The 13591-nt window shown below is 30.5% G+C and carries 11 protein-coding genes and 1 pseudogene; 9 read left to right on the top strand and 3 right to left on the bottom strand.

The window, feature by feature from the left end:
* Position 1 precedes the first annotated feature (1 nt).
* Positions 2-610 carry a potassium-transporting ATPase subunit KdpC gene (gene kdpC, locus AJN70_RS06225; RefSeq protein WP_004305531.1) on the top strand — a complete coding sequence of 203 codons (609 nt, stop codon included), beginning with the start codon at positions 2-4 and terminating at the stop codon, positions 608-610.
* 2 nt (positions 611-612) lie between these two features.
* Entirely contained in the window at positions 613-2544 is a 1932-nt protein-coding gene (locus AJN70_RS06230) for a sensor histidine kinase (protein WP_002877682.1), read from the top strand.
* On the opposite strand, the gene uvrB is transcribed toward AJN70_RS06230, so the two are convergent.
* Complete coding sequence (gene uvrB, locus AJN70_RS06235) at positions 2539-4512, bottom strand: excinuclease ABC subunit UvrB (protein ID WP_002861369.1); 1974 nt, start codon at positions 4510-4512, stop codon at positions 2539-2541. The two genes, AJN70_RS06230 and uvrB, sit on opposite strands and share 6 nt — an antisense overlap.
* Before the next feature lie 153 nt (positions 4513-4665).
* Here uvrB and AJN70_RS06240 point away from each other — a divergent pair, with 153 nt between their 5' ends.
* From AJN70_RS06240 to AJN70_RS06255, 4 genes are read left to right on the top strand one after another with little or no spacing between them, the layout of a single operon-like run.
* Positions 4666-4896, top strand: coding sequence for a hypothetical protein (locus tag AJN70_RS06240; RefSeq protein ID WP_002852327.1), 231 nt, complete (start codon positions 4666-4668; stop codon positions 4894-4896).
* The gene (locus AJN70_RS06245; protein ID WP_070295609.1) at positions 4886-5128 is read left to right on the top strand and encodes a hypothetical protein; all 243 of its coding nucleotides are present in this window, start codon (positions 4886-4888) and stop codon (positions 5126-5128) included. The genes AJN70_RS06240 and AJN70_RS06245 overlap by 11 nt, the downstream gene beginning before the upstream one ends.
* The gene (locus AJN70_RS06250; protein WP_002893056.1) at positions 5125-5562 is read left to right on the top strand and encodes a prepilin-type N-terminal cleavage/methylation domain-containing protein; all 438 of its coding nucleotides are present in this window, start codon (positions 5125-5127) and stop codon (positions 5560-5562) included. Before AJN70_RS06245 ends, AJN70_RS06250 begins: the two co-directional genes overlap by 4 nt.
* Positions 5544-7397: a primosomal protein N' gene (locus tag AJN70_RS06255; RefSeq protein WP_004305540.1), complete on the top strand. Its 1854-nt coding sequence runs from the start codon at positions 5544-5546 to the stop codon at positions 7395-7397. The genes AJN70_RS06250 and AJN70_RS06255 overlap by 19 nt, the downstream gene beginning before the upstream one ends.
* Before the next feature lie 9 nt (positions 7398-7406).
* On the opposite strand, the pseudogene AJN70_RS06260 reads toward AJN70_RS06255, so the two are convergent.
* A pseudogene (locus AJN70_RS06260) lies at positions 7407-8802 on the bottom strand (DUF2972 domain-containing protein).
* Between the two features lie 145 nt (positions 8803-8947).
* On the opposite strand from AJN70_RS06260, the gene ispG reads away from it, so the two are divergent.
* Positions 8948-10021, top strand: coding sequence for a flavodoxin-dependent (E)-4-hydroxy-3-methylbut-2-enyl-diphosphate synthase (gene ispG, locus AJN70_RS06265; protein WP_002861372.1), 1074 nt, complete (start codon positions 8948-8950; stop codon positions 10019-10021).
* A 29-nt stretch (positions 10022-10050) separates the two neighbouring features.
* Here the strand turns inward: ispG and flgH are convergent, their stop codons facing one another.
* A complete protein-coding gene (gene flgH / locus AJN70_RS06270) occupies positions 10051-10749 on the bottom strand; it encodes a flagellar basal body L-ring protein FlgH (RefSeq protein ID WP_002861373.1) in 699 nt (232 codons plus the stop codon).
* Between the two features lie 89 nt (positions 10750-10838).
* Between flgH and pta the strand changes: the two genes are divergently transcribed.
* Together pta and AJN70_RS06280 are read left to right on the top strand one after the other, a co-directional pair.
* Positions 10839-12344, top strand: a complete 1506-nt coding sequence (gene pta, locus AJN70_RS06275) for a phosphate acetyltransferase (RefSeq protein ID WP_072225830.1) — start codon at positions 10839-10841, stop codon at positions 12342-12344.
* A 13-nt stretch (positions 12345-12357) separates the two neighbouring features.
* Entirely contained in the window at positions 12358-13545 is a 1188-nt protein-coding gene (locus AJN70_RS06280; RefSeq protein ID WP_044778948.1) for an acetate kinase, read from the top strand.
* Positions 13546-13591: the final 46 nt, after the last annotated feature.

Raw genomic sequence — 13591 nt, forward strand, 5'->3', positions numbered from 1 at the left:
TATGCTTAGAACTTTGCTTAGTTTTTTTGTGGTAATGCTAATATTGTGTACTCTTGTTTATCCTTTTGCTTTAAATACAGTTGCAAAATTTATTTTTCCTTATCAATCAAGTGGAAGTTTAGTGGATAAAGAAGGTCGTCCGACTTTGGATATAAGTAAAGCGGTAGGTTCAAAGCTTTTGGGTCAAGATTTTAATAAACCTTATTTTCTACATTCAAGAGCATCTGTATTAAATTACAATACAAGTGATACAAATGAAAGCAGTGTAAGTTCAGGTGGATTTAATTATGCTATGTCAAATCCTGCTTTAAAAGAGCGTGTGCAAAAAGATTTGCAAAAATTTTTAGATGAAAATCCGCAAATTACAAAAGAACAAATTCCTTTGGATTTGTTAAGCGCTTCAGGATCAGGACTTGATTCTCATATCAGTCTTCAAGCAGCCCTAGTGCAAATTCCTAGGATAAGCCAATCTTCAAAAATCACCAAAGAAGAACTAGAAAAAATCATTCAAGAAAATACCGAGTCTAAATTTTTAGGGATTTTTGGGGAAGAAAAGGTTAATGTTTTAGCTGTTAATATAGCTATTGCTAAAGCCATGAAAAAAGAATAAACATGCAAAGACAAAGTCCTGAACAAATTCTTAAAAAACTTGAGGTTAAAGCCAAGGAAGAAGAAAAAAACAAACTTGCAAAATTAAAAATATTCTTAGGTTATGCTGCAGGTTCTGGAAAAACTTATGCTATGTTAAGTGAAGCTAGAACTTTAAGGGATAATGGAGTTGATGTTGTTTTAGGCTATATAGAGCCTCACGATAGACCTGAAACAATGGCTTTAACACAAGGTTTTGAAAGTATAGCTAATCTTGAAATTCCTTATAAAAATATAGTATTAAAAGAATTTGATTTAGACGCTACCCTTAAGAGAAAACCTGCTTTGGTTTTAGTAGATGAGCTTGCACACACTAATGCTAAAGGCTTGCGTAATGAAAAGCGTTTTCAAGATATAGAAGAACTTCTAAAAGCAGGGATTGATGTTTATACTACTTTAAATATACAACATTTAGAAAGTTTAAATGATTTAGTCGCTAATATCAGTAAGATAGAAGTTAAAGAGCGTATCCCTGATCGTATTTTTGATGAGGCTGATCAGGTTGAACTTGTTGATATTGAACCCAATAAGCTTTTAAAAAGAATGCAAGATGGCAAAATTTATAAGGAAAAACAAGCTAAACTAGCACTTGAAAATTTCTTTCGCCAAGAAAGACTTATAGCTTTGCGTGAGATTGCCTTAAGAAGACTTGCTTCAAGAGTGAATTTAAGAGCAAGTGAACAAAGGCTTATTAATGATGATTTAGCTTATCATACTGGAGAGCATATTTTAGTTTGTATTAATGCTTCAAATGCAAAGGTTATTCGTGCAGCTGCAAGACTTGCTTTAGCTTTTCATGCTAAATTGAGTGCGCTTTATATAAAAAATCCCAATATTAAAGAAGAAAAAGCCTTAGAAGAAAATATAGAACTAGCTAAAAGTTTTGATGCTGAAATCATTAGCGTATATGATGATGATATAGCAAGACAAATTGCAGAGTATTCAAGCCTTAGCAATGTTTCTAAAATTGTTTTAGGTAAAAATAAAGATAAAAAAAAGTTTAAAGAAGAGATTTTTGAAGCTGTTGCTAAAAAAGCACCCAATATTGATTTATATCTTGTTAATGAAAATCAAATTTCTACTCCTAAAATACGAAGTAAAAAAGGTTTTGATTTTTTAGGTTTTTTAAAAATCACAGGAGTTTTGCTTTTAGCAACTTTTATAGCTTTTGTATTTCATAAATTTAATACTCAGCCAAGTAATATAGTTATGATTTTTATTTTAGCAGTTTTTGCTTCTTCTTTTATTTCTGATAATAAAATTTTCGCCTTTTATTCTTCTTTGGTAAGTGTCTTGATTTATAATTTTTTCTTTTTAGAACCTATTTTTAGTCTTAAAGTTCATGATAGTGGAAATATTATTACTTTTACAACTATGTTTATAGTTGGATTTTTAACAGCTGTTTTTACTAGAAGATTAAAATTGCAATCTAAAGAACTCACTAAAAGAGCTTATAGAACAGCTATTTTGCTTGAAAATAGTGAAAAGTTAGCAAGAGTAAAAAGCAAACAAGAGCTTTGGGAACAACTTGGAAATCAAGCTTTAAAATTATTAAATTTACCTATTATTATTTATCCTATAAATAAAAACAATATTTTATCGAAACCTTTGTTGTTTTTTAACGATGATAAGCAAATGTTAAAAAATTGTTTTAGTGCTGATGAGATTGCTATTGCTCAATGGGTTGCAACAAATAAAGAAAGAGCAGGTGTTTGCACAAATACCCTGCCTAATGCCAATGCTATGTATTTACCTATAGAAGATGGGGAAAAAACTAAAGGGGTCATAGGTATAGTTTTAAAAGAAAAACGTCCCTTACAAGACTTTCAGTATGAAATTTTAAGTGCTTTACTTAATGAGGCGGGAGTTAGAACAAGGGATATATTTTTATTATAAATCCCTTAATTTATTAATCTCATCTCTAATTGCAGCAGCTTTTTCAAACTCAAGTGCTTTTGCTGCTTCAAGCATTTGCTTTCTTAATTCCTTGACAAGTTTTGCTCTTTCGCTAGCAGGCATTTTTTCTAGTTTTTTACCTTTGCGATAAATTTCGCCTAAATCCTCTTCATTTTTCAAGCTTTCTTCAATATGGCGTTTGACTGAAGCTGGCGTGATATTATATTTTTTATTATAAGCCATTTGAAGTTTGCGACGTTCATTGGTGGTATCCATAGCTTCTTGCATGGATTTTGTGATTTTTTTGCAAAAAAGCAAAACCTTACCATTGACATTTCTAGCTGCTCTTCCCATGGTTTGGATTAAACTTGTAGTACTTCTTAAAAAACCTTCCTTATCTGCATCCATAATGGCAATGAGTGAAACTTCAGGCAAATCAAGTCCTTCTCTAAGTAAGTTAATGCCAATTAGCATATCAAAAGCACCGCTTCTTAAACCTCTTATGATTTCATTGCGTTCTATAGCATCGATATCTGAGTGCATGTATTTGACTTTTATACCAAGTTCTAAATAATACCTTGTAAGTTCTTCAGCGAGTTTTTTAGTCAGCACGGTTACTAAAACCCGTTCGTTTCTTTGTATGACTTTTTTAGCCTCATCAAATAAAATTTCAACCTGATTATCACTATCTTTTAATTCTATTAAAGGATCAAGCAGTCCTGTAGGACGCATGATTTGATGAAAGATATTTTCTTTACTCAGTTCAAGTTCTAAAGGTGCAGGTGTGGCTGAAACAAAAAGAAATTGACAATTTTTATGGATAAATTCATCAAACATTAAAGGACGGTTATCCAAGGCTGAAGGCAAACGAAAACCATAATCAACCAAGGTTTGTTTTCTGCTTCTATCTCCTGCAAACATACCTCTAAATTGTGGTAAAGATACATGGCTTTCATCGACTATAACAAGAAATTTTCTATCTTTAATCGCAAAATAATCAAAAAGCGTATAAGGAGTATCACCTTCTTTAAGTCCTGTTAAATGCCTTGCATAATTTTCAACACCTTTACACATTCCTGTGCTTGTAAGCATTTCAAGATCAAATTCAACCCTTTGTTTAAGGCGTTGATATTCTACGAGTTTATTTTCATGTTCAAAATAAGCAAGGCGTTCGTTAAGTTCTGCTTTGATATCTTTTATCGCTTGTTTTAGTCTTGTTTCGCCCACGCTAAACTGGCTTGTAGGATAGAGTATGAAGCGTTTTAAATCTTTGCCTTTTTTATTTTCTAAAACATTGTAATGATACATAGCATCAAGCTCATCGCCAAAAAATTCAAGCCTTACTACTTCATCTTCATAATAAGCTGGATAAATGTCTATAATATCTCCTTGAACTCTAAAATCTGCACGATCAAAAAAATTATCATTTCTTTTATAACCCATATCTACAAGTTTTTTTAAAAGTTCTTTTTGTGAAATTTGCATACCTAGTTCAAAGATTAAAACCATGCCTATGTATTCATTTGGATTGCCAAGTCCATAATTTGCCGAAACACTAGCTATGCAAACTACATCTTCATAACTTAAAAGAGAAGCAGTAGCACTCAGTCTTAAACGTTCTAAGTCTTCATTAGTAGAGCTGTCTTTTTCTATGAAAACATCAGTGCGTGGGATATAGGCTTCAGGTTGATAATAATCATAATAAGATATAAAATATTCCACATGATTTTTAGAAAAAAAGCCTTTAAATTCGCTATAAAGTTGTGCACAAAGGCTTTTGTTGTGACTCATGATAAGAGTGGGTATATTAAGTTCTTTAATGACATTTGCCATGGTAAAGGTTTTTCCACTTCCTGTAACGCCTAGTAAGGTTTGATATTTGTTGCCTTTTTTTATACTTTTTACTATGCCTTTTATGGCTTCTTGTTGATCGGGACTGGGTTTAAATTCGCTGGTAAGTTCTAACATTTTTCTACTTTATTTTTATTTTTGAAAAAATTTTAAAAGAAAATGCTTTAATTAAAAATTAATTGACAATAAAAACCTAAATTTAAATTTTTTTCTGCTACAATATCAAATAATATTTTCCATAAATTACAAATTTCTTAAGAAGGCAAAAATATGTTTGATGAAAAAATAATCAATACTATGACAGATAAAGTAAATGAATTAATTGAAAAGTATAACGAAGTTTGCGAAGCCAATGAGGCTTTAAGAAATGAGCTTGTAAGCGTTAAAGCACAAAATGAAGCAAAAAGTAATCAAATCATGCGTTTAGAAGAAGAACTTAAATCTCGCAATATAGAAAGCGAAGATATTTATAAGAAAATAGAGGCTGTTCTTGGCAGATAATCTAAAACAAGTCATTGTTAATGTCAATGCAAAAGATTTCATTGTTAAGTGCAGTGAAGAATTTGCAAATTTTTTAGAAGATGATATCGCTTTGATTTCTGGCGGTACAAACAAAATAGAACTTAAACGCTTTGTAGATGCGTTTGTTAAAAAAAGTTATGAAAATTATATTTTAGAAAGAGAACTTAAGAAACTAATAAAAGCAATCAATGAAGAACTCCCGACAAAATGAATAAAGCTTTTACTCTGCTTGAGCTTGTTTTTGTGATTTTGATTTTGGGAATTTTATCAAGCTTATCTTTATCTTTTATCAATACTACAAAAGATGAGGTTAAAATTTTAAAATTAAAAATGGACTATGAAATGCTAAGCTCGGCTCTTGCTTTAATGCGTAGTCAAATGAGACTTAAAAATTTAAATTTTCCAGAAATTTTAGATAATGCGCAAAACAATCAAGCCAAAGAAAAACTCTTTTATTGTTTAAATGATTGTGATTATTCTTTGCTTGATACGCCTATTTATTCTGATTTTAAATCTTGGATAAAAATAGGTAAAAATCACTATAGATTTGCATTAAACGCCAAAGAGATGATTGAATTTATTTATGATTCTAAAGAAGGTTTGTTAAAGTGTATAGGAAGTTCTAGATGCAAAGATTTGATATAAGATATTATGAACTTGCAATTTGTGGTTTGTATTTGGATAATTTAACTTTTCATAGTTTTGATGAAATCAAACCTTTAACACAAGTATTAGTGGATTTAAAAACTAAAAAAAACCTTAAAGCTATCGTGCTTAAAGAATGTCAAAAACCTGATTTTAAAACCGTAGAAATTAAAGAAATTACAGGGTATTTTCTAACTCCTTTGCAATTTGAATTAGCAAATTTTATTGTTTATTATTATGCTTCAAAACTTGGTTTTGTTTTGGGATTTTTTGAAACTAGTCCTAAGTATGAATGTCAAAAAATGTTTTTTAAAGATACCCCTAAGCTAAGCAATCAACAACAAAATGCCTTAAGTTTTCTTCAAAAAGAAAACAACTCCTTGCTTTTTGCTGATACGGGTAGTGGCAAGACTGAAATTTATATTTCTTTGATAAAAGAGTGTTTGGAACAGGGTAAGCAAGCTTTGCTTTTGATGCCAGAAATCGCACTTACTCCACAAATGAAAAAGCGTTTGGAAGTGTATTTTAAGGATAATTTTTTCCTGTGGCATTCTAAAATTTCAAAGAAAAAAAAGCAAGAATATTTAGAGCGTTTTTGCAAGGGAGAAGTGCTTTTAGTAGCGGGTGCAAGATCGGCTTTGTTTTTGCCTTTTAGAAATTTAGGACTTATTGTAGTAGATGAAGAACATGATAATTCTTACAAGGCTTCTAATCAGCCTTTTATCAATGCAAGAGATTTAGCACTTTTTTTGGGTCAAAAAAATAATATTAAAGTGGTTTTAGGTTCTGCAACCCCATCTTTGACGAGTTTTTACAAACAAAAAAGTTTTAGACTAAAAGGAACTTTTTTTGAGAGCAAAAAACATTTTTTATATGATGAAAATGAGCTTGGTATAACACCTATGCTTTTAAGCGAATTAGAAAAAAGTTTAAAACATCAAAAACAAGCTATAGTGTTTTTACCTACAAGGGCTAATTTTAGGCAAATCATTTGCAAGGATTGCGGAGAAACGATAAAATGTCCTTTTTGTTCTATTGCTATGAGTATGCATAAAAAGAAAAATGTTTTAAAATGTCATTATTGTAATTATACTTCTTTAATAGAGCAAAATTGTCCAAGTTGTAAAGGAGAAATGTTAGAAGCTAGAAAAATGGGGACTGCTGAACTTTTAGAGCTTTTGCAAAATGCTTTGCCTTTAGCAAAAATAGCAAAATTTGATAGCGATGAAATCACAAGCGTTAAAAAGCTTAATACTATTTTAAAAGACTTTAATGAAGATAAGATCGATATACTTATTGGCACCTCTATGCTTGCTAAAGGGCATGATTATCATAGTGTGGATTTGAGTGTGATTTTAGGGCTTGATGAATATTTGTTGCGTCCTAATTTTAGAGCGAGTGAAGAAACTTTAGCTTTAGCTATGCAAGTTGCAGGCAGGGCAGGGCGTAAAGGCGAAGCAAGAGTACTTTTACAAACAAAAAATAGAGCTTTTTTTGAAAGGTATATAGAGAATTATGATGCTTTTTTAAAAGATGAGTTAGAAAATAGAAAAGATCTTTACCCCCCATTTAAACGCCTTTTAAGAGTTCTTATAGAAGATAAAGATCAAAAAAGTGCACAAAAACTTTGTGAAAAATTTGCTTCTCAATTTAAAAATATCAAACAGGTAAAATTGGTAGGCTATGGAATTTGTGGAGTTGAAATGCTACATGGAAAATATCGTTTTTATTTATTACTTAGAAGTGAAAATCATAAAGTTTTAGTGGCAATTGAAAATTATATTTTGCAATTTAAAAATGTAAGTGCAGATATTGATCCTATTGATTTTGTGTAAGTAAGATAATTATTTATCTTTGTATATCTTTTCAAATTCTTTATAATATTTCCAAGAGTCAATAATATGAGGATGTGTTTGTTTTAAATGATTTAGTTCATTTTCAAATATATTAAAAAAAGTATAAATAAGTGATTTATTTTTTATAAAATAATCTATTACATCTTTTTCTTTCATCATTTTTGATTCTGTTTCATCTATGGTTATTTTAATTTGATATAAAAAATCATACAAATAATGTTTAATTGTTGAAAATAAAAGATTGTTTTGTTCTAATTGTTTAAAATCATTTTTATCAATATATACACCCATATCATTACATAGGTCGTTTTTTATAATTTCTTGTATTATGTCTATTTTTTCATGATTGATATGTTTTCTGTCTAAAATTATGGGAATGCTAGAAGTTTTATCAATATTGAAATTTTTATTATTTTTAGGAGTATTAAGATAAAAGGTGTTATTAATATCTTTAGAATTTGCATAGAGTGTGATAGGAAAAAGATAGCGAATATAACCTCTAAATTCTTTAATTTTAAATAAATCTAATTTATCTTTATGGGGGGGGGGTAAAATTAAAATTTATAGCAAGTAAATTCATAGTATCGAAGGCCTTTGATTGGCGGATTTCTTCCATATCAAGATAGTATACATTGTTTTTGTTAAAATATTTTAATAAATAAGAGATGATAAAAACTCCTTGTTGTAGTTCGTTTATATCGATTTTAATTTTATGATTTTGATGAGTAAGATAGTCGATATAATAACGCCAATCATAAGTTAGATTAAATTCAGAGGGATAGTTTCTTAAAACTTTACTCCAATCTCTTCCCCAGTTATGCTTTAAAATTCCTATTGGATCGCGAACTCCGCAAATAATTTTAGAGTTAAAATCCAATAAAGATAGATATTTATCAAAATAAGGTAGATTGATTTCTGATATATTAATAGCATATTGAGTAATCGTATTGTCATTTAGACACATGTAATTAAGACAATATCTTTCTTTGGCATCAGGTGGTAAAACCCAGGAGGCAAAACAAGTTACATCGCAACATTGATTAAGGTATCTTAAAAATGCTGCTGCTCCAACGCCATGTGGAGAAATATAGATAAATTTATAGTGTTTAGGTAGGGGTAAATTTAAATCCCAGGCTAATTCTGCACAATGTCGACTAGCATCTATTTCTATAAAATTAGGATTGATTAAAGGTGGATAAGGATGTTTTATTGATAAATATCTATTCTTAAATTCGCTAGAATTGAGCCAAGTGCAAATTATTTCAATATTTTCCAAAACAAAGGTAAAAAATTTTTCATTATTCGAATTTTTTAAAGCTTGTAAAAGAATTTGAGCTAGGGTTGGAGTTAGGTTATTGTTTATATAGAGTAAAAGATTTTGCATATAACCTCTTTTAATTGTATTTAATTTATATATAATTCATAAATATTTAAATGTCATGAAATTTAAATATATTATCAAAAATAAACTTTAATTAAAGCAATAAAAAGTTAAAATTTGATATTAAAATTTTTCAAAGAGTGAAGTTATGGAGTATAAAAGATTTAAAACCAGACAAATCAAAGTAGGAGATGTTTTAATAGGCGGTGATGCACCTATTTCAGTTCAATCTATGCTTTTTACTAAAACAAGAGATATAGAAGGTTCTTTGGAGCAAATCAATCGTCTTTATTTTGCAGGAGCAAATATAGTGCGTTTGGCGTGCTTGGATATGGCTGATGCAAGGGCTTTAAAAGAGATTAAAGCTAAAAGTCCTTTGTCTTTAATCGTAGATATTCATTTTAATCATAATTTGGCTGTATATTGTGCTGAATTTATTGATGGAGTGCGTATAAATCCTGGCAATATAGGTTCTAAAGAAAATATCAAAGAAGTGGTAAAAGCATGTAAAGAACGGGGTATCCCTATACGTATCGGTGTAAATCACGGCTCCATAGAAAAACAATTTAGTGATAAATTTGGCTATGGTGTCGATGCTATGCTAGAAAGTGCGATGTATAATATCAAGCTTTTAGAGGATTTAGACTTTTTTGATATTAAAATTTCCATGAAGACTTCAGATGCTCAAAAAACTATAGAAGCTTATGAGAGATTAAGACCGCTTTGTGATTATCCTTTTCACTTAGGGGTGACTGAAGCAGGAACTAAATTTCATAGCACTGTAAAAAGTTCTATAGCTTTAGGAAATTTACTTCTTAAAGGTATAGGCGATACTATGCGTGTTTCTATGACGGGTGAGCTTGAAGAGGAAATTCGTGTAGCAAGAGCGATTTTGCAAGATAGTGGAGTGCAAAAAAGCGGAGTAAATATCATCTCATGTCCAACTTGCGGTAGGATTCAAAGTGATTTGTTAAGCGCGATTAAAATCGTAGAAGAAAAAACCAAGCATATAAAAGAACCTTTAAATATCAGTGTTATGGGTTGTGTAGTAAATGCTTTAGGTGAAGCTAAGGGCGCTGATGTGGCTATAGCCTTTGGGAAAAATCAAGGGCTTGTTATAAGACATGGTGAAGTTGTAGCCAAATTAAAAGAAAGTGAACTTGTAGATAGATTTTTAGCTGAAGTTGAAGATGAGGTTAAAAGTAGGGCTGTAAAAGAATAAAAGCCAAGAGGCAAGGTTTAACCTTGCTTTTAGAATGGCCATATCGCTTCTATAACTTTGCTACCCCAAGGTTTTCTTGTGCTTCTATCCACTTCACCTTCTGTTTTATAAAGAATTTTAGCATCTGCTATATATTTACTATCTATAGTATTGTCTTGACCGATGTCATAAGGACGAATAACACCGCTTAATTGTATGATTTGTTTCTCTCCGTTGATTAAAAGCTCTCTTGAGCCTTCGATAAAATAATTACCATTTGATAAAATTTTAATTACACGCGTTGAAATTGTAGTATTGAAACTTTCATTTCTGCTTTGTGAGCCTGTTCCTGTGTACTTGTTTGAACTATTGGTTTGAAAGCCTATATTAGAATAAGCATTGACTTTATTAAGAGCATTGGCTACCACTCCTGAACTTCCTGTTAAAGCACCTCCGCCTAAATTTGAGGTATTAGTTCTACTTGTTGCTTTATTAGCTTGTGTGCTTTGAGTGGTACTTTCTTGTATAACAACTGTAACTAAATCATTTACATTCATAGCTTTTTTATCTGAAAATAAAGGATTATCCCCTTTGCCAAAAAGTGATCCTGGTGCACTTTCTACATTATTACTTTGTTTTGGTGCAAGTTCTTCTACATAAGCAGGTGGTTTCATTGAAATTTGCGGATCAACCGTTGCAGAACAACCAAAAAATGCAAACGGTAACACATAAAATAAAACTTTTTTCATTTTCGTCCTTTAAAATATGAATTTTTATTTTTCTTTGTTAAAATTAGAAAAAGCAAAGAGTGTTCCACATTTATAAATTTAAGGAGAAAATGATGGCAAATCTTTATTTGATGAGATCTAGAAGTGATGAGTTAAATACTATTATTAGTACAAATTTGCTTAAAAATTATAGCAAAATTTACAAAAATATCGCAATTTATTGCCCTGTAATATACATACATCGCGTCCCTGTTTTGCAAGGTTGGTTGGAAGAATTTAATATCAATCAAACTGTAAAAAGCGCTTATGGTTTTACCTTTAGAGAGGCAATGGAGGAATTTAGCAAAGATCCTCATAATTTTTTTAATGTTATTTTAGAAGAATATGAAGAGTTAAAACGCAAATACGATTTTGTGCTTGTAAATAGCTTTTGCGAATTTGGAATACTTGATGGATTTGATCTTAGTATAAAATTGGCTAAAAATCTTAATACCCCTATCGCTGCTATTATTAACGATGAAGATAAACTTATAGCTCAAAAATATTTCGATCATGCCCTAGATGGTCGTAATTATGTTTTGATTAATGAAAATTTTAATTTTGAAGAAGTGCAAAAGCTTGAAGAGTATGATTTTATAACTCCGCATCGTTTTAAATATGAATTGATTAAACAAAGCGTAAAAAATAAAAAAACTGTTGTTTTGCCAGAAAGTAATGATGAGAGAATTTTAAAAGCTGCTGAAATTTTATTAAAAAGTAAAGTTGTTGATCTTATTTTATTGGGTGATGAGGAAAAAATCAAACAAGATGCTGCTAGATTAAGTCTTGATTTAAGTACTATACAAATTATGAATCCGCTCAATTCAGAATATAATCAAGAATTTACTTCCATTCTTTATGAGGCAAGAAAATCTAAAGGAATGAGTTTAGAAGAGGCTAAGATGCTAGTTCAGGATAAAACTTATTTTGGAACTTTGCTTATACATACTGGAAAAGCTGATGCTATGGTTAGTGGAGCATCAACTACTACGGCTGAAACAATTCGCCCTGCATTGCAGCTTATTAAAACCAAAGAAGGTATTAGTTCTGTTTCGGGAATTTTCTTTATGGGGCTTGAAGATCAAGTTTTAGCTTTTGCTGATTGTGCTGTAAATCCAAGTCCAACTGCTGAACAGCTTGCAACTAGTGCTTATGTAAGTGCTATGACTGCTAAATCTTTTGGACTTGAACCAAGAATAGCTTTGCTTTCTTATTCTAGTGGTGATAGCGGTAAAGGGGAAAGTGTAGATCTTGTAAAAGAAGCATTAAAAATTGCTAAAGAAAAATACCCTGAGTTAAATATAGATGGTCCTATGCAGTTTGATTGCGCTTATGATCTAAAGACTGCGGCAAAGAAAATGCCAAATTCTAAGATAGCAGGCCATGCAAATGTATATATTTTTCCTGATCTTAATGCAGCAAATATTTGTTACAAAGCAGTTCAAAGAACCGCTAATGCTTTAGCAATCGGTCCTATTTTACAAGGTCTTAAAAAACCTGTTAATGATTTAAGTCGTGGATGTTTGGTAGATGATATTGTAGATACTGTTATTTTAAGTGCTATACAAGCTCAATAGAAAGGAATAATAAATGAAAATTTTAGTTTTAAATTCAGGTTCTTCATCGATTAAATTTAAATTTTTTGATAATAAAATCGTTAAAGCCAGTGGCTTAGTAGAGAAAATCGGAGAGCAAAATTCAAAAGTTATATTAAAAAATGTTTTAAATAATGAAAGTTTTGAAAGAGAATTAACAATAAATAATCACGAAGAAGGACTTAGTATAGTTAATGAGCTTTTTAAAGAATCAGGAATTTTAGCGGATTTAAATGCTCTTGATGGCTGTGGTCATCGTATAGTTCATGGGGGAAGAAATTTAAGTGAGCATTGTTTAGTAGATGACTATGTTCTTAAAGAGATAGATAGGGTTAGTATTTTTGCTCCTTTGCATAATCCTGCCCATTTAGCAGGTATAAAAACAATGATTAAAGCTGCACCTAGTGTTGCTAATGCAGCTATTTTTGATACAGCTTTTCATCGCACTATGCCTGATTTTGCTTATATGTATGCTTTGCCTTATGATTTTTATGATAAGCATAATATTAGAAGATATGGTTTTCATGGGACTTCTCATGCTTATATTAGTTCTAGAGCGGCAAAATTTCTTCAAAAAGATCAAAATGAATTAAATGTCATCTCTGCTCATCTTGGAAATGGCGCAAGTGTATGTGCTATAGAAAAAGGTAAGAGTGTAGATACTTCTATGGGCTTTACTCCACTTGAAGGACTTATTATGGGAACGCGTTGTGGGGATATAGATCCTGCTATTTTACCTTTTATAAGTCATATCAAAGGTTTAACTATAGAAGAAATAGATACACTGATGAATAAAAAAAGTGGAGTATATGGAATTTGCGGTTATAATGATTTTAGAGATATAGAAAGAGAGATAGAACAAGGTAATGATAAAGCACGCTTGGCTCTTGATATGTTTTGTTATCGTCTTGTTAAATATATAGGATCCTACTTTGCCGTGTTGCCAAAAACCGATGCTATTATTTTTACAGGTGGTATAGGAGAAAATGATAGTTTGGTTCGACAAAAAGTATGTGAGAGATTAGCTCATCTTGGTATCGAGTTAGATTTTGAACTTAACAAACAAAGGATTTCGGGCGAAAGAATGATAAATCATGCAAATTCTAAAGTTAAAGTGCTTGTTATTCCTACAGATGAAGAATTAGAAATCGCTAGAATTACAGAAGAATTAATAAGCAATTGAAAGAGGTTTATATTTAGTAAAAATTAATTTTCTTTAGATAAAATTT

It is taken from the genome of Campylobacter sp. BCW_4341, assembly GCF_001764255.1.
In the GTDB taxonomy this organism is placed as follows: Bacteria; Campylobacterota; Campylobacteria; order Campylobacterales; family Campylobacteraceae; genus Campylobacter_D; species Campylobacter_D jejuni.